19 protein-coding genes and 1 pseudogene are annotated in these 20,769 nt (G+C 69.2%); 18 read left to right on the forward strand and 2 right to left on the reverse strand.

What is annotated here, in order from left to right; translation table 11 throughout:
• Nucleotides 1-4 precede the first annotated feature (4 nt).
• Together recQ and BM353_RS08010 are read right to left on the reverse strand one after the other, a co-directional pair.
• On the reverse strand, nt 5-2,044 hold the full coding sequence (recQ, locus tag BM353_RS08005) for a DNA helicase RecQ (RefSeq protein WP_092079030.1): 2,040 nt from the start codon (nt 2,042-2,044) through the stop codon (nt 5-7).
• Between the two features lie 72 nt (nt 2,045-2,116).
• Nucleotides 2,117-2,404: a YggT family protein gene (locus BM353_RS08010; protein WP_092079033.1), complete on the reverse strand. Its 288-nt coding sequence runs from the start codon at nt 2,402-2,404 to the stop codon at nt 2,117-2,119.
• A 128-nt stretch (nt 2,405-2,532) separates the two neighbouring features.
• On the opposite strand from BM353_RS08010, the gene BM353_RS08015 reads away from it, so the two are divergent.
• From BM353_RS08015 to BM353_RS08095, 18 genes and pseudogenes are all read left to right on the forward strand, one after another.
• Nucleotides 2,533-3,105 (forward strand): acyl-CoA thioesterase, encoded by a 573-nt coding sequence (locus tag BM353_RS08015; protein WP_092079036.1) that lies wholly within the window; start codon nt 2,533-2,535, stop codon nt 3,103-3,105.
• 45 nt (nt 3,106-3,150) lie between these two features.
• Nucleotides 3,151-4,476, forward strand: a pseudogene (locus BM353_RS08020) (MFS transporter); the annotation flags it as partial.
• Between the two features lie 150 nt (nt 4,477-4,626).
• Nucleotides 4,627-5,460: a penicillin-insensitive murein endopeptidase gene (gene mepA / locus BM353_RS08025; protein ID WP_245759604.1), complete on the forward strand. Its 834-nt coding sequence runs from the start codon at nt 4,627-4,629 to the stop codon at nt 5,458-5,460.
• A complete protein-coding gene (locus BM353_RS08030; protein ID WP_092079039.1) occupies nt 5,433-6,353 on the forward strand; it encodes an esterase-like activity of phytase family protein in 921 nt (306 codons plus the stop codon). Before mepA ends, BM353_RS08030 begins: the two co-directional genes overlap by 28 nt.
• 81 nt (nt 6,354-6,434) lie before the next feature.
• Nucleotides 6,435-7,064, forward strand: a complete 630-nt coding sequence (locus BM353_RS08035; protein WP_092079042.1) for a queuosine precursor transporter — start codon at nt 6,435-6,437, stop codon at nt 7,062-7,064.
• Between the two features lie 291 nt (nt 7,065-7,355).
• Nucleotides 7,356-7,766 carry an alternative ribosome rescue aminoacyl-tRNA hydrolase ArfB gene (gene arfB / locus BM353_RS08040; RefSeq protein WP_092079045.1) on the forward strand — a complete coding sequence of 137 codons (411 nt, stop codon included), beginning with the start codon at nt 7,356-7,358 and terminating at the stop codon, nt 7,764-7,766.
• Nucleotides 7,767-8,306: 540 nt separating this feature from the next.
• Nucleotides 8,307-10,250, forward strand: coding sequence for a phage tail sheath C-terminal domain-containing protein (locus tag BM353_RS08045; RefSeq protein ID WP_092079048.1), 1,944 nt, complete (start codon nt 8,307-8,309; stop codon nt 10,248-10,250).
• A gap of 11 nt (nt 10,251-10,261) precedes the next feature.
• Nucleotides 10,262-10,792, forward strand: coding sequence for a phage tail protein (locus BM353_RS08050; protein WP_092079052.1), 531 nt, complete (start codon nt 10,262-10,264; stop codon nt 10,790-10,792).
• A 2-nt stretch (nt 10,793-10,794) separates the two neighbouring features.
• The gene (locus BM353_RS08055) at nt 10,795-11,496 is read left to right on the forward strand and encodes a hypothetical protein (RefSeq protein ID WP_092079055.1); all 702 of its coding nucleotides are present in this window, start codon (nt 10,795-10,797) and stop codon (nt 11,494-11,496) included.
• Nucleotides 11,493-12,317 (forward strand): hypothetical protein, encoded by an 825-nt coding sequence (locus BM353_RS08060; RefSeq protein WP_092079058.1) that lies wholly within the window; start codon nt 11,493-11,495, stop codon nt 12,315-12,317. The genes BM353_RS08055 and BM353_RS08060 overlap by 4 nt, the downstream gene beginning before the upstream one ends.
• Nucleotides 12,314-13,636, forward strand: coding sequence for a Pvc16 family protein (locus BM353_RS08065; protein ID WP_092079061.1), 1,323 nt, complete (start codon nt 12,314-12,316; stop codon nt 13,634-13,636). The genes BM353_RS08060 and BM353_RS08065 overlap by 4 nt, the downstream gene beginning before the upstream one ends.
• A complete protein-coding gene (locus BM353_RS08070; protein WP_092079064.1) occupies nt 13,633-15,531 on the forward strand; it encodes an ATP-binding protein in 1,899 nt (632 codons plus the stop codon). The genes BM353_RS08065 and BM353_RS08070 overlap by 4 nt, the downstream gene beginning before the upstream one ends.
• On the forward strand, nt 15,528-15,776 hold the full coding sequence (locus tag BM353_RS16600; protein WP_143104127.1) for a hypothetical protein: 249 nt from the start codon (nt 15,528-15,530) through the stop codon (nt 15,774-15,776). Before BM353_RS08070 ends, BM353_RS16600 begins: the two co-directional genes overlap by 4 nt.
• Entirely contained in the window at nt 15,769-18,099 is a 2,331-nt protein-coding gene (locus BM353_RS08075) for an eCIS core domain-containing protein (RefSeq protein ID WP_177220495.1), read from the forward strand. The genes BM353_RS16600 and BM353_RS08075 overlap by 8 nt, the downstream gene beginning before the upstream one ends.
• Entirely contained in the window at nt 18,099-18,743 is a 645-nt protein-coding gene (locus BM353_RS08080; RefSeq protein WP_092079070.1) for a hypothetical protein, read from the forward strand. The genes BM353_RS08075 and BM353_RS08080 overlap by 1 nt, the downstream gene beginning before the upstream one ends.
• Nucleotides 18,740-19,099, forward strand: a complete 360-nt coding sequence (locus tag BM353_RS08085) for a hypothetical protein (protein WP_092079072.1) — start codon at nt 18,740-18,742, stop codon at nt 19,097-19,099. Before BM353_RS08080 ends, BM353_RS08085 begins: the two co-directional genes overlap by 4 nt.
• A gap of 10 nt (nt 19,100-19,109) precedes the next feature.
• Nucleotides 19,110-20,255, forward strand: a complete 1,146-nt coding sequence (locus BM353_RS08090; protein ID WP_092079075.1) for a hypothetical protein — start codon at nt 19,110-19,112, stop codon at nt 20,253-20,255.
• A complete protein-coding gene (locus tag BM353_RS08095) occupies nt 20,252-20,767 on the forward strand; it encodes a phage baseplate assembly protein V (protein WP_092079078.1) in 516 nt (171 codons plus the stop codon). Before BM353_RS08090 ends, BM353_RS08095 begins: the two co-directional genes overlap by 4 nt.
• Nucleotides 20,768-20,769 lie beyond the last annotated feature (2 nt).

Raw genomic sequence — 20,769 nt, forward strand, 5'->3', positions numbered from 1 at the left:
CGATCTAGGTCCCGGCCTGCAGCACGTCCAGAAAAGCCGCGCCAAAGCGTTCGGCGCGGCGCTCGCCCAAGACCCGCGCGATCTCCTCGACCCCGCCCGGCCGCATCCGCGCGAGGGCGGAAATCTGGCTGGTGGAGCAGCTCAGCGGCTTTTCCGTCCCGGTCTCGCCCCGCGCCAGCGCCACCTGAACTTCGAGCAACCGGTCATAGACATCGCCCGCCGGCCGGCCCGCCAGCTTGCGCCGCGCCGGGTGGACCTCCTCCGACGCGCCGTTGATCACATCGAGAAACGCCCGGCCATAGCGTTCGAGCTTCTTGGCACCGACCCCGCCGATGCGGGCCATCGCGTCGAGATCGGCGGGCCGCGTCTCGGCCATCTCGATGAGCGTCCGGTCGGGGAAAATGACGTAGGCCGGCACGCTTGCCGCCTCGGCGAGCGCGCGCCGCTTGGCCTTGAGCGCCGAGAGCAGCGGCGCGTCCTCCTCCGAGACCATCATCTTGACCGCAGGGCGGCGCTCGGCCTGCTGGATCGTATCGCGCCGCAGCGTGATCTCCGCCTCGCCGCGCAGGATCGGCCGGGCCGCGTCGGTCATGCGCAGCGCGCCGTGGCGCTCCGGATCGGGCCGCACGAGGTCATGGCCCATCATCTGGCGAAAGACCGCCTGCCACTGGCGTTTGTCATACTCGCCGCCGACGCCATAGGTCGGGAGCTTGTCGTGCCCCCGCGCGCGGATCTTCTCGGTATCGGCCCCGAGCAGGATGTCGATGAGATGCCCCGAGCCGAAATATTCGCCCGTCCGCAGGATTGCCGAAAGCGCCTTGCGCACCGCCGTGGTTCCGTCAAAGAGCTCAGGCGGCTGGTCGCAGAGGTCGCACCGCCCGCAGGGGCCCGCCTCCTCGCCGAAATACCCAAGCAGCGTTTGCCGCCGGCAGGACAGCGCCTCGCAGAGCCCCAGAAGCGCGTTGAGCCGCCCGTGATCCGCCGCGCGGCGCTCCGGCGGGGCGAGCCCTTCGTCGATCTGGGCCCGGCGCAGGCGTATGTCATCGGCCCCGAAGAGCGTCAGCGTCTCGGCCGGCGCGCCATCGCGCCCGGCCCGGCCGATCTCCTGATAATAGGCCTCGATGCTCTTGGGCAGGTCCGCATGAGCAACCCAGCGGATATCGGGCTTGTCGATCCCCATCCCGAACGCGACCGTGGCCACGACGATGAGCCCGTCCTCGCGCTGGAACCGGGCCTCGACGATGCGCCGGTCCTCGGCCTCCATCCCGCCGTGGTAATGACAGGCCAGATGCCCCTCCTCGCGCAGCGCGCGGGCCAGCGTCTCGGTCTTGGCGCGCGTGCCGCAATAGACGATGCCGGACTGGCCGCGCCGCGCCTCGGCGAACCCGAGGATCTGGCGGCGGGGGTTGTTTTTGGCGGTGAAGGCGAGGTGAATATTGGGCCGGTCGAACCCGCGCAGGAAGCTCTGGGGCGGCTGCCCGTCGAAGAGCTTGCGGACGATTTCTTCGCGGGTGTCTTCGTCGGCGGTTGCGGTGAAGGCGGCGAGGGGCACGTCGAGCGCGGTGCGCAGCGCGCCGATGCGCAGGTAATCGGGGCGGAAATCATGGCCCCACTGGCTCACGCAATGGGCCTCGTCCACCGCGATGAGCGAGACGCCCACCCGGCGCAGCATCCGCTCCGTCCCGCCCGAGGCGAGCCGCTCGGGCGCCATGTAGAGCAGCTTCAGCCGACCATCTTCGAGCGCGGACCAGACCTCCTCGGTCTCGGCCTCTGTGTTGCCGGAGGTGAGCGCGCCGGCCTCGACCCCGGCCTCGCGCAGCGCGCGGACCTGATCGCGCATCAGCGCAATCAGCGGCGAGATGACCACCGTCACCCCCGCGCGCATCAGCGCCGGAAGCTGAAAACACAGCGACTTGCCGCCGCCTGTGGGCATGATCGCCAGAACGTTCTCGCCCGCGGCCACCGCGTCGACGATCTCCCCCTGTCCGGGGCGGAACCCGTCGAAGCCGAACACCTCGCGCAGAAGCCGCGCCGACTCGCTCATGCCACTCAATCCTGTCTAGATCTGCTCTGGCAGGAAAGGTTTCATACTAGCGGTTGGGGGGCAAGCCCCGGATCAGAAGAAGAGCGCGGCGTTATTCTGCAAGATGATGCGGATCGCGATCAGCGCGATGAACGCCACCAGCGGCGCCAGATCGAGCCCCGCCGTCGCCGGCAGGACGCGCCGGATCGGCGCGTAAATCGGCTCCAGCAACCGGTTGAGCCCGCTCCAGATATTGGCCACGAGCGGCTGGTGCAGGTTGAGCACCTGGAAGCTGATGAGCCAGCTCATGATGATATGGGCGATCATGATGAACCATGCCACGTCGAGAAGGAGCATCAGGATCTGGTAAAGGGATTGCATCGGCCGGGCCTCGCTGAGTGATTTGCACCGAGGTAAGCACCGCGGCGAAAAATCGCAAGCCTTCCGCGAGGTAGTGGTTGACGCAAGCGTAAGGCAATGCTTCGCAGAGGGGCCAAGGAGGCCGGCCAATGTACCCATTCATCCGCATGACCAAGGAAATGATCAAGCACCGCAACGCGCCGCCGCTGCCGCTGCTGGGCACGCACGTCTCGCAGCATATCTGCTGGCCGTGGGATATCGACATGTGGATGGAGCTCAACAACGGCCGGACGCTGACGCTTTACGATCTCGCCCGCATCCCGCTGGCGCAGCGCACGGGGCTGGTCAAGGTGCTGCGGGACAACCGCTGGGGCCTGACGATGGCGGGGGCCAGCGTGCGCTACCGGGCGCGCGTCCGGGCGTTCCAGCGCATCGAGACCCATTCGCGTGCGGTCTGCTGGGACGAGCGGTTCCTCTATCTCGAACAGGCGATGTTCGACCGCAAGGGCACCTGCTGCAACCACATCCTCTACCGCTCGGCCGTGACCGGCAAGGGCGGGATCATCCCCCCGAGCGCGGTCCTCGCGGCGATGGGCCTGAAGGAGACTTGCCCGCCGATGCCCGAATGGGTCGCGGCCTGGATCGCCGCGGATGCGCTGCGCCCCTGGCCGCCGATGCAGGACGCCATGCAGGGCACCCCGGCGCAGGACACCCTTGCCTAAACGCGCCAAACCCTGTCATATCGCGGCAAAACGCGGAGGCAGAGCATGGACGCAACCAGACGCAAGCGGATCTGGGGCTGGTTCTTCTATGACTGGGCCAGCCAGCCTTTCGCGACCCTGCTGCTCACCTTCATTTTCGCGCCCTATATCAAGGAATTGCTCGACGACGGGACGGCGGCGCAATCGGTCTGGGGCTATGGCGTCGGCGCGGCGGGGCTGATCATCGCGCTGCTGGCCCCGGCGCTCGGGGCGATGGCGGATGTCTCGGGCAACCGGTTGAAGTGGGTCTGGGTCTTCTCGGGCTTTTACGTGCTCGGCTCGGCGGGGCTCTGGCTGGCCGTACCGGGGGAGTACAACCTGCTCCTGATCATGTCGCTCTTTGCGATCGGACTCATTGGCCTCGAATTCACCACGATCTTTACCAACTCCATGCTGCCGGACCTCGGCACCAAGGAAGAGATCGGCCGCATTTCCGGCTCCGGCTGGGCCTTCGGCTATTGCGGCGGGCTGCTGGCGCTGGTGATCATGCTGCTGTTTCTGGCCGAGGATTCCGCCACCGGGCGGACCTTCATCGGCTTCGATCCCGCCACCTTCGGCTTCGACACAGCCGCGCGCGAAGGCACCCGCAGCGTCGGGCCCTTCACCGCGCTGTGGTACGTCATCTTCATGATCCCCTTCGTGCTCTTCGTGCGCGATCCGCGCATCGCCCGCCCGCCCAAGGGCGCGGTGCGCGCCGCCCTGCGCGGGCTGGGCGGGACGATCCGCGGCCTGCCCCGGACCCCGTCGCTCTTTGCCTATCTCGCCTCCTCGATGTTCTACCGCGACGCGCTCAACGGGATGTATGTCTTCGGCGGGATCTATGCCGCCGGCGTGCTCGACTGGAGCGTGGTCGACACCGGCATCTTCGGCATCCTCGCGGTCATCTCCGGCGCGGTCTTCGCCTGGATCGGGGGCAAGTGGGATGCGCGGTTCGGGCCCAAACCGGTGATCCGGCTGGCGATCCTCGCGCTTCTGGCCGTGGCCATCGCGACCGTGTTCGTCTCGCGCGAGCGGCTCTTCCTCATCCCGATCGACGCGGGCTCGCGCCTGCCGGACCTGACGTTCTACATCATCGGGGCGGTGATCGGCGCGGCGGGCGGCATCCTCGGCTCGACCAGCCGCACGATGATGGTCCGACAAGCCAACCCCGAGCGCATGACCGAAGCCTTCGGCCTCTACGCGCTGGCGGGCAAGGCGACGAGCTTCCTCGCGCCGCTGAGTATCGGGCTGGTCACGGATCTGAGCGGAAGCCAGCAAATCGGCGTCACCCCGCTGATCGTGCTTTTCCTGCTCGGCCTCTTCCTGCTACGCTATGTGAAAGCAGAGGGAGATACCCCCCCAATGGCAGGCAAACCCATCCTCGGCACAGGGCCTCTACGCCCGCGGATCCTCAGAGCCGGTCTGATCGGCCTCCTGCTCGCCGGTTGCGGCGGCGGATCTTCGACCACGAGCGGCTCCGATGCCGCGGCGCCGACCGCGCGCATCGCCACCGCGGCGATTCCCGAAAGCCTTGCCGGCACCCCGGCCAAGCAGCTCTTCGGCGCCAAACCCGCGCCCTCCATCCAGCGCCCGGCCCCCTTCGGCAGCTACGCCAAGGGTTGCCTCGCGGGCGCCGAGCAACTGCCCGAAACCGGGCCCACATGGCAGGCGATGCGCCTGTCGCGCAACCGCAACTGGGGCCATCCCGAGCTCATCGAGTTCGTCAAGGATCTCTCGGCCAAGGCCGCGCGCCAGCCGGGTTGGGAGGGGCTCTATGTCGGCGATCTGAGCCAGCCGCGCGGCGGCCCGATGCTCACCGGCCACGCCAGTCACCAGATCGGCCTCGACGCCGATATCTGGATGCTGCCGCCCAAGCGGCTCGACCTCACCGCCGCCGAGCGCGAGCAGATATCCTCGATCTCGCTGCGCCGGGCGGCCGGCGCCTATACCAACGGCAACTGGACGCCCCAGCATCACGAGGTGCTGAAAGCCGCCGCCTCCGATCCGCGCGTTGCGCGCATCTTCGTCTTCCCCGGCGCCAAGGTGCGGATGTGCAATGACGAGACCGGCGATCGCGACTGGCTGCGCAAGATCCGGCCGTGGTGGGGGCACCATTACCATTTCCATGTGCGGCTGAGCTGCCCCGAGGGGCTTGAGGGCTGCGTCGATCAGGCCCCGCCGCCCGCTGGCGATGGCTGCGCCGACGCCCAGACCTGGGTCAACAATATCATCAACCCGCCCCCGCCCGATCCCAACGCGCCGGCCCCCGCGCCGCGCCGCGAACTCATGCTCGCGAGCCTGCCCAACCAATGCGTTTCGGTCCTTCAGTCGCGCTAGGCGCGGCCGCTCTGGGGGCGCTTTGCGGCGCGCTCTGGGGCGTGTCCGGGGCGCTGGCAATCGGCGCGAGCGATCAAGCGGCCTACCCGGCGCAGCCCCTCTCCAGCTTCACCTGGGACGAAGAGCACTGGGCCTTCGGCGGGCTCTCGGGGCTGGAGCTTGACGCGGACGGGCGCGGATTCATCGCGATCACGGACCGGGGCCACGCCTTTCGCGGCGAATTGGAGCGCGAGGACGACCGGATCACCGGCGTGCGCGCTGTGCGCCACATCCGCCTGAAGGACGACGAGGGCACCTACCCGCAGCGCTTCCACCCCGACACCGAAGGGCTCTCGTGGCACCCCAAGGGGCGGCTCTACATCTCCTTCGAGGGCTTCACCCGGATCTGGCACTACGACAGCGCGCTGGACGACGCCCGCTGGGTCAAGCAGATCCCCGGCTGGCGCGACTTCGAATCCAACGCCTCGCTCGAAGCGTTGGCCATCGACGCGCGCGGCGACATCTACGCCATCCCCGAACGGGCCCCCGACGGCGCGCCGGGCTTCCCCGTCTACCGGTTTCGCAAACCCGACTGGTCGGTGCCCTTCCGCCTCTCCGAAAGCGACCGCTACCTGCCCGTGGGCGCCGATTTCGGCCCCGACGGCGCGCTCTACGTGCTCGAACGCGCCTTCACCCTGCTGCAGTTCCGAAGCCGCGTCCGCCGCTTCACCCTGTCGGGCGACAGCATCGCCTCCGAAGAGGTCCTGCTGGAAAGCGAGCTTGGCCAATACGACAACCTCGAAGGGCTCTCCGTCTGGCGCGACGGGGAGGGGCGCACCCGGCTGACGATGATCTCGGACGACAATTTCAAGTTCTTCCAACGCAGCGAATTCGTCGAATACGTCTTGCCCTGATCCGTGGTACCCTGTAGACGCCCGCCGTTCCGGATCACCCGGGCCAAGTCTCCGCGACCTTGTCAAAACGGACCAGATATAATGACACGCACCCTCCTCCCCGGCGTTCTCGCCATGGCGGCCATCGTGGTTGCCTCCAACATCCTCGTGCAGTTCCTGCTGCTCGACGGGCTCCTGACCTGGGGCGCTTTCACCTACCCGTTCGCCTTCCTCGTGACCGACCTGATGAACCGCCTCTACGGCGTCTCGGCGGCGCGCAAGGTGGTCTTCACCGGCTTTCTCGTCGGGGTCGTCTGCTCGCTCATCGGCTCGCAGATCATGCTCGAATATGGCCCCGCCGTCCCGCTGCGGATCGCCATCGCCTCCGGCACGGCCTTCCTCATCGCCCAGCTTTTCGACGTGGCGGTCTTCAACCGGCTGCGCGCGGGCTCGTGGTGGCGCGCGCCGCTGGTCTCCTCGGTGCTCGGCTCGGCGCTCGACACGGCCCTTTTCTTCACCATCGCCTTCGCCGGCTTCCTCTCCTTCGGCGCCGCCGCCGACGGGCAGGTTTCCTGGGCGCTCGACGCGATGCCCTTCATGACGCTCGGCGCCCCCGCGCCGCTCTGGGTGACGCTCGGCGTGGCCGATTGGCTGGTCAAACTTGCCGTCGCTTTGATCGCTTTGCTGCCATTCCGGCTCATTGTCGGCGCGCTTTCGCCGCGTGCGGTGTAATTTTGTTTTGACAAACACCGGATCTGTGCCACCGTTCTCCTAGGCGAAACTTAGAGAAAGGAGGTGATCCAGTGTCGAGAGAAACATTGGAGAGAGGTGTCGGAACAGTGCGGGAGAGCATTCACTGAGGCAGACCTTGGTGGCGTGATATCCCGGATTGGTGGCATGCCTAACCGGCCCCCACCTCCGTAAATTCTCGAAAGGGTCGTCCATCGCCGGGCGACCCTTTTTTGATGGCCAAATCAACGGCCCCATTTGATTGCGTGGCCCGCGCGGCCTATGACTCACCTCATGAAGATCACCGAGACAATCGAGATCGGCGAGTGGGAGCTGACCGAGCAGTTCGTCCGCGCCTCCGGGCCGGGCGGGCAGCATGTCAACAAGGTCTCCACCGCGGTGGAACTGCGCTTCGAAGCGGAGCGCTCGCCCAACCTGCCCGGGCCGGTCAAGGCGCGGCTGAAGCGGCTCGCCGGGCGGCGTTGGACCAAGGACGGGGCGCTCATCCTGCAGGTCGACGAAACCCGCTCGCAGAGCCGCAACCGAGACATCGCGCGCGACCGGCTGGCCGAGCTGATCGAAAAAGCGACCCACGCACCCAAGCGGCGGATCCGCACCCGGCCCACCAAAGGCTCGGTCGAACGTCGGATCAAGGCCAAGAAGGTGCGCAGCGAGGTCAAGAAGCTGCGCGGCAAGCCCGATTGAGAGGGGCGGCACGCTCCGGCATCGAATCAACGTCCGGTTGTCCGCCCTTTCCGGCGCTATCCCGGGGCTGACCGAAGGGCGATTGCGCCCCGAATGACCGCCTCCGCCGCACTGGATCGCTCCGGATCGCGACGAATTCGGCAGGGTTTTGCCGAGGACGATCGACCCGCCTCGCCCCTGCCGATGCAAACTTGAAACCCGCCGCTTACCTATCTGAGAAGCTTTGGTTAATCGCGATTTCGCCATGCTGCGGCATTGCCGGTCCTGCGCCGCGTTCTCGCCTCGCGCAAGGCGGCGAGACGGCCCCGCGCCGCGCGGTGGCACAGGAGAGAACCTTGAATTGACGTAAGGTCCGTGTCACAGTCGGCTTACGTTTTCGATGGATTGATCGGGAGCGTCGGTTGCACACTAACTATCTGAAAATTCAATTTATTATTTCTACCCGGCGGCTCTTCCGATCCAACACACCCAGCGTCTTGCCCACCCCTGCTACGGATTTTGCAGGGCCGGGAGAGGTGCGTTTGATTGCGGGGGAAGCACATGGCGTTTGTTCCAACCTATCCGGGCGTTTACGTTCGGGAAATTCCAAGCGGGGCGCGGTCCATCGCCGGCGCGCCCACCTCTATCGCGGGGTTTGTCGGCGCGTTTGCCCGAGGGCCGCTCAACATGCCGATGCGCCTGTTCAACCTCGGCGATTTCGAGAGCGATCTGGGCGGGCTCAGCAGCGATTACCCCACCAGTTTCGCGGTCTCGCAGTTCTTCCTGAACGGCGGCGGGCAATGCTACGGCGTCCGGGTGAGCGCGGATGCGAGCGCCGCGGTGATCGATGTGCAGGATGTGGCCGGGCCCTCGGACACGCTGCGCTTCACCGCCGGGCGCCAGATCGCCGGCACCTCGCATGACGATCCCGGCACCTGGGCCAATGCGCTGCGGATCGACGTCGATCACCGCAGCGCCGACCCGGCCTCGCAGTTCAACCTGACGATCTCGGAAGTGCTAGTCGAGAATGGCATCGAGCAACCGGTCCAGACCGAGGTTTACCGCAATCTCACCATCACCGCCGGGCCGCGCAACGCGATCGACGTGGTCAACGCGCAGTCCAGCCTTGTCCAGCTCAGCCGGGATGGCGGCTGGACCGGGGGGCTGCCCGCGCCCACCGGGTTCTATTCGGGCACGGTGGACACCGCCCAGTTCGCCGGAATCGCCGCGGCCAACACGCTCGACATCGATTTCGGCACCGGCGCGCAGGAGGTCGAGGTTCCGGTCGATGCGCCGCCCACGACCCTCGCGGACGCCGCCGCGCTGCTGCAGGGCGCGATCCGCGCGGCCTTCCCGGCGGACCGGCTCTGGTCGCAGGCCTCCGTCACCGTGATCGGCGCCCAGCTGCGCATCGCGCCGGGGCGCAACTCGACCGATTACAGCCCCGCCACGCTCATCAGCATCGCCGACAACGTGGGCGATCTCGCGGCCCGGCTTTCGCTCGACGCGGCCCAGATCAACGTGTTGCAATACGCGCCCGGCAACGGGGCCGCGGGGTTCCAGTCGGCCGGCAGCGCCGGCACCGATGGCTCCGCCCCCGACGCCGCGACCCTGCGCGGCAACCGCGCCACCCGCACCGGCATCTACGCGCTCGACGACGTGACCGCCTTCACCATGCTGTCGATTCCCGAAGCCGCAGCGCTCGGCTCGACCGCGAATCTCGCCGCCGTGATGGGCGCCGCGATCGCCTATTGCGAGGAGCGCCGGGCGATGGTCTTCATCGACCCGCCCCCCGGCACCGACACGATCGAGGAATGCGAGGCCTGGCTTGACGCCATCGCCGATGCGGGGCTGCGCTCGGAATACGCGGTCGCCTATGTGCCCAATGTGCAGGTCCCCGATCCGGGGCTCGACAACCGGCCCCGCTCGGTCGCGCCTTCGGGCACGATGGCGGGCGTCTGGGCCCGCACCGATGGGCAGGTGGGCGTCTGGAAGGCCCCGGCCGGGATCACCGCGCGGCTTTCCAATGTGCTCGCGCTCGACTTCGCGATGACCGATCAGGAAAACGGCGTCATCAACCCGCTCGGCCTCAATGCACTGCGCAATTTCGACATTCCGGGCAACGTCTCCTGGGGCGCGCGGACGCTGCAGGGCGCTGATCTTCTGGCCTCTGACTGGAAGTACGTGCCGGTCCGGCGGATGGCGAATTTCATCGAGAGCTCGCTCTTCGACGGGCTGCAATGGGCGGTGTTCCAACCCAACGACACCCCGCTCTGGACGGAAATGCGCTCTGCCGCGAAATCCTTCATGCAGGGGCTCTTCCGTCAGGGCGCGTTTCAGGGGGCCTCGCCCTCCGAGGCCTACATCGTCCGCTGCGACGAAACCACCACGACGCCGGCGGATGTCAACGCCGGGATCGTCAACATCTTCATCGGGTTCGCGCCGCTGCGCCCGGCGGAATTCGTGGTGATCAGCCTGCAACTGCAAATCCAGCAAGACGCCTGAAGGAGCCCGCGATGACACAGCTCGACACAACCGGAACCCGCGCGATCCCCTACGCCGGCTACAAGTTCCGCATCAAGGAGGTGGGCGGCGATTATTTCTTTGCCGTCAACAAGGTCAGCGCGCTCTCGCGCACGGTTGAGGTGATGGAATACCGCGAGGGGGGCGATCCGTCCCTGATGCGCAAATCGCCCGGCCAAGTGAAATACGAGCCGATCACGATGGAACGGGGCGTGACCAACAACACCGAGTTCGAGGTCTGGGCCAACAAGGTCTGGGCCTATGGCGCGGCGCTCGGGGCCGAGGTCTCGCTGTCGGATTTCCGCAAGGACCTTTACCTCGAGATCTACAACGAGGCGGGCCAGAGCGTGCTTGGCTACAACATCTATCGCGCCTGGGTCTCGGAGTTCCGCGCCTTCCCGGACCTGCAGGCCGACAGCTCGGCCTTTGCCATCCAGTCGATCAAGCTCGAACACGAGGGCTGGGAACGCGACACGGAGGTCACCGTCCCCGGCGAGCCAAGTTTTGACATACCGGCCGCCTGATCATGACCGCCTCCACCGACGCCATGCTGCTCGACCTCTGGGAGGTCGGCGCAGGGGAGCATCCCATCGACCGGGCGCTCACGCTGCTCTCCGGGCCCACCGGCGAGCCGCGCGCGGCGCTGGCCCGGTTGCCGATCGACGAGCGCGACATGCGGCTCTTCCGGCTGGCGGAGTCGCTCTTCGGTCCGGAGTTGCAGCTCACCTCGGTCTGCCCCGATTGCGGCGGCGAGACGGAGCTCGATCTGCGGCTTGACGACATCCTGTCCCGTGTGCCCGCCCCGGGCCGACCCGGGCGGCGCCTTGTCCACGACGGGCGCGCGCTCGCCTACCGCCTGCCCGACAGCGCCGATCTCGCCCGCGCCCTGCGCCAGCCCGATCCAGACGCGGCGCGGCGGGCGCTTCTGGCCGATCTGATCGACGAGGCCGATCCCGCGCCAGCCCTGCTCGACGCGCTGGAGGCCCGGCTTGCCGAAGAGGCCGGAATCGAGGATCTGCGTCTTGCCCACGACTGCGCCGAATGTGGCGCGCGCCACGCCGCCGGGGTCGATATCCTCGACATCCTCTGGCGCCGGATCGCGGCCCGGGCGCAGCAGCTTTTGTGGGACATCCACATCCTCGCCCGCGGCTACGGCTGGACCAGCGGCGAAATCCTCGCGCTTTCTCCCGCCCGCCGCGCGGCGCATATCGCGATGGTGACGGCATGAGCGGGGCGGGATACATCTCCGACCTGCTCGCCCGGACGGCGGGCAAGGCGCGCCTCGCGCGGCCCCGGATCGATCCCTATTTCGCGGGCGAGGCCAGCGCGCCGGAGCTGGCCGAGATTACCCGGGACGTGCCCGGCACGCCCGTGGAGAGCCGGCGCACCGCGCCCCAAGAGCCCGGGCCGCAGAGTGCGGAGGAGGCCGAGATTGCCCGCCCCGCTGCGGCCCCGCCCACGCCGCGCGGCGCGGACGCCCCGCGCCTCATGGACGCCGCTCCGCCGGAGCCGGCCGCGGCGGCGCCCCGGGTCTCTCCCGCCGTCGAGGCGCCTGCGCCTTCCCCTGAGGCGCGCCGCCCGCGCGTCTCTCCCCGGACCGAGCCGCCGGAGGCCCCCGCCGCCGCCCCGCCGCAGATGCCCGATATCGCCGCCGAGATCGCCGCCGCCGTGGCCCGCCTGCGCGGGGAGGAGGCGCCGCGCATGATGCCCCCTGCCGAAGACGCCGCGCGCGAGCTCTCCCCCGCCGCGCCCCCGGCCCCGAGCCGCGCCGAGATGACGGGCCCGCAAGCCCCCCACCCCGCGCCGGAGCCGCGACACGCCGCCGAGCCCGCTCCCCGCCCCGCCCCCGCGCGCGGCCCAGACCGGGATGCCGGGCCGGACGCCGAAGACAGGGGGCACCCCCCCGGCCCGGACAGCGCGCCGCTCCACGTCCACATCGGCGAGATCGTGATCGCCGCCGAGGCGCCCGCCGCGCCGCAGCGGCCCGACTGGTCCCCGTCCCTCACGCTCGAGGCCTACCGCGACAGCCGTCGCAAGGGGGCGCGATGAGCACCGCGCTTGCCATCGCCGGGGTCACCCAGCTGCTGCGCGACGTGCTCAACGACGGGCTCGTGGACAATGACGTGGGCGCCTCCCTCGGCACCAATGTGACTGTCCACGCCCGCCCTCCCGATCGGGTGATTGATCTGGTCGAGGACGGCTCGGTGCTCAACGTCTGTCTCTACAATGTCGAGAACCAGCCCGGCTGGGCCAATCAGGTGCTGCCGACGCGGGACGCGCGCGGCGCACGGCTCGCCAACACCCCGCTGACGCTCGATCTTTTCTATCTCATCAGCGCCGTGGCGACCGAAGACCTGCATCAGGACATCCTGCTCGGCTACGCGATGCAGATCCTGCACGAACACCCCGGTTTCGACCGCGCCGAGATCGCCGCCGGGCTCTCGCCCGCGCCCGCCGTGGCCGGGGCCCTGCCGCCCGCGCTGCAGGCGCTCGCCGCCACCGGGCTCGCCGATCAGGTCGAGCGGCTGGTGATCGCGCCGGTCTATCTTTCGGCCGAGGAGATGTCGCGGATCTGGACCAGTTTCCAGACCAACTATCGCAGTTCGATGGCCTATCGCGTCTCCTCCGTCATCATCCAGCAGGACCGCCCCAGCCGGTCGGCGCTTCCCGTCCTGACCATCGGCAGCGGCAATTCCGGGCCGCAGGTCGAACCGACGCTGGAGATCGGCCCGCCGCTCATCCGCGCCGTGACCCTGCCCGACGGCCAGCCGAGCGCGCGGCCGGGCGATGTGATTGTCCTGCGCGGCGAGCGGCTCGGCGGGGTGGATGTCACCGCCCATTTCGAGAGCCCCGCGCTGGCCGCGGAAGTGGACGTGGTGCCCGAGCCCGGCGGGACCGATCGCGCCCAGACCGTGACCATTCCCGCCGCGCCGGGCGTCATGGCCGCGGGCCCCTGCCAGGTGCGGATTTCCGCGCGGCGCGGGGGCGGCGATCCTCTCTATCGCTCCAATGCAGCGGCGCTCCAGATCGCGCCCGTGCCGGCCCTGCCACCACTCACGGTCAGCCGTATCGCCGGGCCGCCGCCCCGGGTCGAGGTCTCGCTCACCACCGCGCCCGAGCTTCGGCCCGGGCAGATGGTGGAGCTCTTCCTCGGCGGATCCGGGGCCGTCGCGCCCGCGCGCACCGCCGCAACCGATACGGCGCAGTTCACCTTCCCGGACCTGCCCGCCGGGGCCTACCCGGTGCGGCTGCGGGTGGATGGGGTCGAAAGCTGGCTCATCACCCGCGAGGTCGCGCCCACGGGGCCCGATTTCGCCCCCGAACCGCCGGTCTATGACCCGGCGCAGATCGTCACGGTGCCCGCATGACTCTCGCCGAGATCCCCCGGCCCGCGACGGCGCAAGACGCGGGTGAAACCAGCGTTGCGGCGGTGCTCGACCGGCTGACGACCGCGCTATCGGAGGAACGCGCGCTGCGCGCCGAGGACATCGGGGGCAGCACCTTCGCCGAATTTGCCGCGCGGTTCGGGCTCTCCGATCCCGAAGCCCTCGCCGTCGCCCTGCTCGCCGGCGCCGAGCTGGACCGGGACTTCGCGGCGCTTGCCGGAGGGAGCGCCGAGGCGACGGGCCTGCCCATCGGCGCGCTGCTCGCCCGGTTGCCCGCGCTCGGGTGGGACAGCTTTCTGCCCACGGCCGTGCTGCGCAGCTGGGCGCTGATCTCGATGGCGGAAAGCGGCCGGCGCACGGACCGGCGCGCGTTCCTCGATCCGCGCTGCCTTGACTGGTGCCTCGGCCACGCCGGGCCCGACGCGGCTCTGCTGCCCTACCTGCGCCCGCCCGGGCCCGCCGCGATGCTCACCGCTCCCGCCGCTGCCGAGATCGGCCCGGCCGCCGACCGGCTCGCGGAGGCGGCGGAAACGGCGGGGCGCGCCCTGACACTCATCACCGGCAGCGACGGCCCCACGCGCCAGCGGCTCGCCAGCGACCTCGCCGCCAGCCTCGGTTGTGACACCCTGTCGATCGACCCCGGTCTGCTGCGGCTCGCCCCGCAGGAGCGGCAGGCGGTCCTGCGCCGTCTCGCCCGCGAGACCGTGCTCGACCGGGTTCTGCCGGTGTTTGACCTGCCCCGCATCGACGCGGGTCTCGGCGAGGCGCTCGCCCGGATCGAGGGCACGGCGCTGCTGACCGCGCCCGCGCTCGATGCGCCCGAGGCCCTGCCGCCCGGCTGCGACCAGATTACGCTTGCGCCGCCCGGCGCGCCCGAGCGGGCCGCGCTCTGGGCCGCCGCGCTGGAGCTCGACGACAGCGCCGCACTCGCCCCCCTCGCCGAAGCCTTCGCCCTCGGCGCCGATGACATCGCCCGCGCCGCAACCGGCCTCGCCCATGTGCCGCCAGAGGCGCGCCCGGCCGCCGCATGGGCCGCGACCCGGCGCCTCTGCGCCCCGCCGCCCGATCCGCTCTTCACCGCCATCACCCCGCGCGCCACGCTTGCGGACCTCATCCTGCCCGCCGCGACGGAGGCCGCCCTGCGCGCGCTTCTGGCCCAGGTGCGCCACCGCGCGACAGTCTATCGCGCGTGGGGATTTGCCGCGCGCAGCAGTCGCGGGCTGGGGGTCAGCGCGCTCTTTTCCGGCCCCTCGGGCACCGGCAAGACCCTCGCTGCCGAAGCGATCGCGGGGGCGCTCGACCTGCCGCTGCTGTCGGTCAACCTCGCGCAGGTGGTCGATAAATACGTGGGCGAGACGGAAAAACACCTCGACCGGGTCTTTGGCCGGGCCGAACGCGCTGGCGCGGTGCTGTTTTTCGACGAGGCCGAGGCGCTCTTTCGCCAGCGCGGCGATGGCGAGAGCGGGGCCGCGCGGTTCACCGCGATGACCGTGGCCTACCTGCTGCAACGGCTGGAGGCCTCGCCCGCGACCTGCATCCTCGCCACCAACATGCGCGGGGCGATTGACGATGCCTTCCTGCGGCGGCTGCGCTTCGCGGTCCAGTTCGCCTTTCCCGGCGCGGCGGAGCGGGCGCGGCTCTGGGCCGCGGCCTTCCCCGAGGCGGCGCCGTTGGGGGAGATCGACATCCCCCTTCTGGCGACCCTGCCCGCCACCGGCGGGACGATCCGAAATGCGGCGCTTGGCGCGGGGTTCCGCGCGGCCGAGGCGGGACGGGCGATCGGACTGCAGGACATCGTCGCGGCTCTGGAGTCGGAAAACGCCAAGCTCGCGCAGCCGGTCGATCTGGGCGTGTTGCGGCGGAGGGTCGGGCGATGAGCCGGCCGGTCCATCTCTCCATCGCGCGGCTCACCCTGCCGGGCACGATGCGCGGTCAGGAAGGCGCCTTTGCCGAGGCGCTGAAGCGCGCGGTGCAGGCACGGATGGCCCCCACGGGCGCCCCGGCGGCGCCCCCGCTTCCCCGCAGCATGGAGGCCCATGCGGCGCGCGCGGCGGCGGGGATCGCGCAGCGCGTCGGCCCTGAAATCCGCGCGGCCAAACCGGGAGGATCGGGCGATGAGTGATCAGGCACAGCAGCACAAACCCGCAGGGCCAGTGGTCGGCCGGCGCGATGATCCGGCCGAAGCGCGAGTTGAACAGCGGCTGAGCGCCGAGCCCGGCCTTGCGGCGCTGCACGGCGGCGCGCTTGGCCCGGCGCCCGCCCGCGCGCCCGATGCAGCGCCGCAGCCCGCCACCGTGCCCCAAGGGGGCCGCCCGCTCGACCGGGATCTGCGCAGCCAGATGGAGGGCGCCTTCGGCGAGCGCTTCGGGGACGTGCGCCTGCACACCGGCCCCGAGGCCGACCAGACCGCCCGCGCCCTCAACAGCACGGCCTTCGCCCAGGGGCGCGACATCGGCTTTGCCCGCGGCGCCTTCCGCCCCGAGACACCGCACGGGCGCGGCATCATCGCCCATGAGCTTGCCCATGTGAGCGAGCAACGCCGCGGCGCGGACGATCCCGGCACGATCCGCCGCGTCGGCGAATACCGCCCCGGCGGCACCGACATTATCGAAAACTTCGCCCGCTGGTTCGGCGGCGGCAGTTTCACCGATGCCGAGCTTGCCCTTTTCATCAACGCCATGGCCCGCGAAAGCTACGAGTTCAGCGCGGTCGATCACGCCGACACCGACAACATGGCCCGTGAAATCGCCTCCCGCGTTTTCGGCCCCGAGGCCACGGCCGACACCCGCGCGGCCCTGCCGCCCGCAGTGCAATCGGTCCGGGTCCGGCTCAACATGATCCGCCACATGCTCTCAGGCCATGTCGCCGGCAGCGACAGCGAGGCGGTGCTCCAGATCCTGCGCGCGGCGAGCGACATCGACCGGCGGCAGATCGTGCGACTTTATGGCGAACAGGCGATCCTGAGTGCGCTGGATAGCCAGCAGGCCAACGAACTGGCCACCCTGCTCGGGCTCGGCGTCGAGCCGAGCGGCGGCGGGAGTCAAGGCGGGCAGACCGTGCCGGTGCGATGGGAGATCAACACCACGCTCAACAGCACCCCGGTCCTGGGCAGCCAGCTTCGTGGCATCATGGTCAAGAACATGAAGCACAAGCCCCAAGGCCTCTCGGCCTTTCGCGATTTGCGCAACAACCTGATGGTCCCGGGCCGGAACGCCACCGATGTCCCGATCACGACCGGGGCCGCTCATCCGATCGATCAGGGGGGGCAAGCGTCGATGGCGATCTGGGTGGTGCCGCAGGATCCCGCGGACGCGCCTGCCTATGCCTTTGCCACTGATAAGGTCATCCCGGCGAAGCCGTACCCGACGGTGAACGCGGTCGAGAATCAGGAGATCGAAGCAAATCTTGATGTGCAGCTCGGGGCCTCGACAATTGGCGAGATCGAACAGCAGCGGGCGAACGAACGCGGAAGCGAGGAGCGCAGGGGCGGCAGCCAGACCAACAGCCATGAGGACCGCCAGGATCAGGGCACGCGCCAGCGCGTGGAAGACCGGCGCGACACCACGGACACGGACACCAGCTCGATCGAGCTGAGCAATGATGTCTCGACCGAAAGCATGCGGGCGGTGGAGCTTGAGGAAAGCTGGAACCGCAGCGTGCAGCAATCCCATCAGGACCTCGTCACGATGGAGACGGGCATGGCCCAATCGACCACCGACACCACCTCGACCGAGCTGGAAATCGGCGCGTCGCTCTCCGCCGAGGCGATGACAGCGCTGCGCGCCACGCTGGGGATCACCGGCTCCGGGTCGGTCGGGCTGGAGGACATCGGCTCGGGGCTTATCGGGACGGTGCTTGCTAAGTTGCCTGCGGCGCCTGCGCGGGTGCTGGGCGGGCTCTTGAGCCTGGTGGACGGGGTAAGCGCGGGGCTTGAAATCGGGCTCAGCGGTGATGTCGGGAGCGAAGGGCAGCTCACCGTCGGTGGGACGCTGAACGGTCGGGCCGCGCGGCTCTGGAGCGAGGCCCGCACCCGAAGTTTCAACATCGGCCGATCCTCCACCACGAGCGATGAGACCGTCGAGCAAGAGGGCACCGGCGGCGCGGAACGGCGGTCACAGGAGGAGCGCGAGGGCAGCACACGGGGGGCGCGCGCGGTCCATGAACGCGCGCGGCAATCCTCCCTCGGGCGCTCGGTCGAGAGCGAAGCGAGCCAGAGTTCCGGGTCGACCGACACGATCAGCGAGACCCAGTCGTTTGAGGACATGCACCGCCGCTCCTCGTCCAGCAGCGTCACCCTGCGGCGCAACCTGCTGGTGCCCAAAGTGGACTCCGCAAACCTCAGCTTCCGCGTTGTCCGCAACCCCTATGGCGAGGTTGATCCAGTGGGCGTCGCGCCCGAGCAAGAGCGCGGATCGCAGGGCGCGCAACAGGCGGAGGACGGGTGATGACCAGCATGCAGCCGAAGTTTCTCAAGGGCGGGTTCGTGGTGCTGGACCCGGTCACCGGGGCCGTACGCCACAGCCTGCCGTTGCAGGTCAATCCCGACCGGCTCAGCCGGAGTTTCCAGATCAATTCCGGCGGTGACGGGCCGAACCGGGCCGCGCCTTTGCGCCTTACTGGACCCGCGACCGAGACCATCACCGTGGAGGTTCGGCTCGATGCGGCGGACGGGCTGGATGCGGGGGATGAGCTAACCGGGCGTGAGGGCGTCCGGCCCCGGATCGCGCTGTTGCAGTCGCTCATTTCCCCGACCGCGCAGCAGATCACCGACAACGAGGCGCTGCAGCAATCCGGCGCGCTGGAGATCCTGCCGATGATCCAGCCGCTCACGCTCTTTGTCTGGGGGCCGGACCAGATCGCGCCGGTGCGGATCCAGTCCATGAGCGTCGCGGAAAGCCTCCACAACACGCGCCTCTACCCGCTGCAGGCGAGCGTCAACCTCTCGCTGCGGGTGCTGACCGTGGACGACCTCGGCGCCTCCAGCCGGGGCGGCGCGCTCTACCTCAGCTACCTGCGCGCGGTCGAGGCGAGTGCGGCGAAACTGCCCGCGGGCGCGGCGAGCGCGATGGGCGTGGAGGGCGCGCTATGAACGATATCGCCAAGCTCCTGACCCCGGTCGATGCCGGCACGGCCCCCTTCCCCGAGGACAGCCGCTACCACGGCGCGCCGCTCAAGACGGCAACGCTCGCGGATGGGCGCGAGGTGCGCTTCACCGGGCGGCGGTTCCTGCCGCAACCGGGGACGGTCGACATCCGCAGCATGACCAGGGTGCGCGGCGGCGACCGGCTCGACCTTCTGGCGGCGGAGCATTTCGGCACGCCGTCGCAGGGCTGGAAACTGCTCGACGCCAACCAGATCCGCGACGCCCGCACCGCGCTGGACGAGGTCGGCGCGCGGCTGGCGATCGGCGAGGCTCCGGCCTTCTCGCGGGACCGGTTCAAATGAGGGCTCAGCCATGACATCGGGCGCCCATACCGGCGCGGAGCTGCGGCTCCACATCGGCCCCGCCGTGCCGATTCCGGTGGGTGAGGATGTGATGAAGGCGCTCGTCTCGGCGAGCGTGACCAGCGCCACCGCCGAAGCGCCGGGCGTCTTCCAGCTGGTCTTCGAGATCGACCAGAACTCGCCGCTCATGACCGTCTTCATGCTCTCGGGCGGCGCGCCGATTCCGATGATCCGGGTTGTGATCTCGGCGCGGGTAAACGGCAGCGACAGCGTGCTCATGGACGGTGTCATGACCAACCACGAGGTCAGCCCCGGCCCCGCCCCGGGCAGCGCCCGCCTGACCGTCACCGGCGAGGACATGAGCCGCGTGCTCGACTACATCGCCTTCCGCGAGATGATCTACCCGGCCTCGCCGGATTTCGCCCGCGTCGGCCTCATCCTCGCCAAATACGCCTTCCTCGGGATCATCCCCAAGGTCATTCCCTCGGTGCTGCTCGACGTGCCCCTGCCGACCTCGCGCATTCCGCACCAGCAGGGCAAGGACCTCGCCTATATCCGAAAGCTCGCCGATGACGTGGGCTATATCTTCCGCATGGAGCCGGGGCCGGAGGTGGGGATGTCCTTCGCCTATTGGGGCCCCGAGATCCCGATGGGCGAGGTCCAACCGCCGCTCGATTTCGACATGGACGCGGCCAAGAACCTCACGAGCGCCTCGGGCGGGTTCAACACCCAGGACGCGACGCTGCCGATCGTCGTCATCCTCAACCCCGAGACCAAGGTTCCGATCCCGATCCCGACCGTGGCCAACCCGCTGCTCAACCCGCCTCTGGGGGCGATCCCGCCGATCCCGCTCCAGATCACGCCGATCACGGATTCGGCCAAATACAACCCGGTGCAGGGCGCGCTCATCGGCATGGCCAAGGCCGCCCAGATCAACAAGGCGCCGATGAAGGTCTCGGGCCAGCTCGACGTGATCCGCTACGGCCGACTGCTCAAGCCCCACAAGCTCGTCAGCCTGCGCGGCTTTGGCGCGCCGTTCAACGGGCTGCACTATGCCGCGATGGTGCGTACCGACTTCGCTCCCGGCAGTCTCACCCAGAATTTCGAGCTCACCCGCAACGGCGTCCTCTCCACAGTCGAAAAGGTACCTGCATGATGGAACGTTTCACCGGCATTTACAGCGGCACAGTCATGGGCACGCCCGACCCCGAACAGATCGGCCGGATTCAGGTGATCGTCCCCAATGTGACCGGGCTCGGCGTCTCCACATGGGCCGCGCCCTGCTTTCCGATGGGCGGCATCAACCAGGGGTTCTTCACCGTGCCGCAACCGGGCACGGGGGTTTACGTGATGTATCTCGATGGCGATCCGGACTACCCGGTCTGGATGGGCACCTTCCCCGGATCGGTCGCCGACAAGCCCGCGCTGGCCAATACCGTGCCGCCCGCGATCTCGGCGGTGACGGTCCAGACGCTGGCCAAGAACGGGATCGTGGTGGCCGATGCGGGCGGGCCGATGGGCGTGGGCGGGATCACCCTCCAGAGCACCACCGGCGCCACCATCGCAATCAACGACACCGGCATTTTCATCAACAACGGCAAGGGCGCCGCCATCACGCTCGTCGGCCCGACGGTCGACATCAACGCCGGCGCGCTCACGGTCATATAGGA

Origin of the sequence: Poseidonocella sedimentorum, from assembly GCF_900116005.1 — a bacterium.
In the GTDB taxonomy this organism is placed as follows: domain Bacteria; phylum Pseudomonadota; class Alphaproteobacteria; order Rhodobacterales; family Rhodobacteraceae; genus Poseidonocella; species Poseidonocella sedimentorum.

Coding starts and splice junctions, on each gene's coding strand:
- recQ (WP_092079030.1), bottom strand. CDS start 2,044: ATGAGCGAGTCGGCGCGGCTTCTGCGCGAGGTGTTCGGCTTCGACGGG.
- BM353_RS08010 (WP_092079033.1), bottom strand. CDS start 2,404: ATGCAATCCCTTTACCAGATCCTGATGCTCCTTCTCGACGTGGCATGG.
- BM353_RS08015 (WP_092079036.1), top strand. CDS start 2,533: ATGTACCCATTCATCCGCATGACCAAGGAAATGATCAAGCACCGCAAC.
- BM353_RS08030 (WP_092079039.1), top strand. CDS start 5,433: ATGCGTTTCGGTCCTTCAGTCGCGCTAGGCGCGGCCGCTCTGGGGGCG.
- BM353_RS08035 (WP_092079042.1), top strand. CDS start 6,435: ATGACACGCACCCTCCTCCCCGGCGTTCTCGCCATGGCGGCCATCGTG.
- arfB (WP_092079045.1), top strand. CDS start 7,356: ATGAAGATCACCGAGACAATCGAGATCGGCGAGTGGGAGCTGACCGAG.
- BM353_RS08045 (WP_092079048.1), top strand. CDS start 8,307: ATGGCGTTTGTTCCAACCTATCCGGGCGTTTACGTTCGGGAAATTCCA.
- BM353_RS08050 (WP_092079052.1), top strand. CDS start 10,262: ATGACACAGCTCGACACAACCGGAACCCGCGCGATCCCCTACGCCGGC.
- BM353_RS08055 (WP_092079055.1), top strand. CDS start 10,795: ATGACCGCCTCCACCGACGCCATGCTGCTCGACCTCTGGGAGGTCGGC.
- BM353_RS08060 (WP_092079058.1), top strand. CDS start 11,493: ATGAGCGGGGCGGGATACATCTCCGACCTGCTCGCCCGGACGGCGGGC.
- BM353_RS08065 (WP_092079061.1), top strand. CDS start 12,314: ATGAGCACCGCGCTTGCCATCGCCGGGGTCACCCAGCTGCTGCGCGAC.
- BM353_RS08070 (WP_092079064.1), top strand. CDS start 13,633: ATGACTCTCGCCGAGATCCCCCGGCCCGCGACGGCGCAAGACGCGGGT.
- BM353_RS16600 (WP_143104127.1), top strand. CDS start 15,528: ATGAGCCGGCCGGTCCATCTCTCCATCGCGCGGCTCACCCTGCCGGGC.
- BM353_RS08075 (WP_177220495.1), top strand. CDS start 15,769: ATGAGTGATCAGGCACAGCAGCACAAACCCGCAGGGCCAGTGGTCGGC.
- BM353_RS08080 (WP_092079070.1), top strand. CDS start 18,099: ATGACCAGCATGCAGCCGAAGTTTCTCAAGGGCGGGTTCGTGGTGCTG.
- BM353_RS08085 (WP_092079072.1), top strand. CDS start 18,740: ATGAACGATATCGCCAAGCTCCTGACCCCGGTCGATGCCGGCACGGCC.
- BM353_RS08090 (WP_092079075.1), top strand. CDS start 19,110: ATGACATCGGGCGCCCATACCGGCGCGGAGCTGCGGCTCCACATCGGC.
- BM353_RS08095 (WP_092079078.1), top strand. CDS start 20,252: ATGATGGAACGTTTCACCGGCATTTACAGCGGCACAGTCATGGGCACG.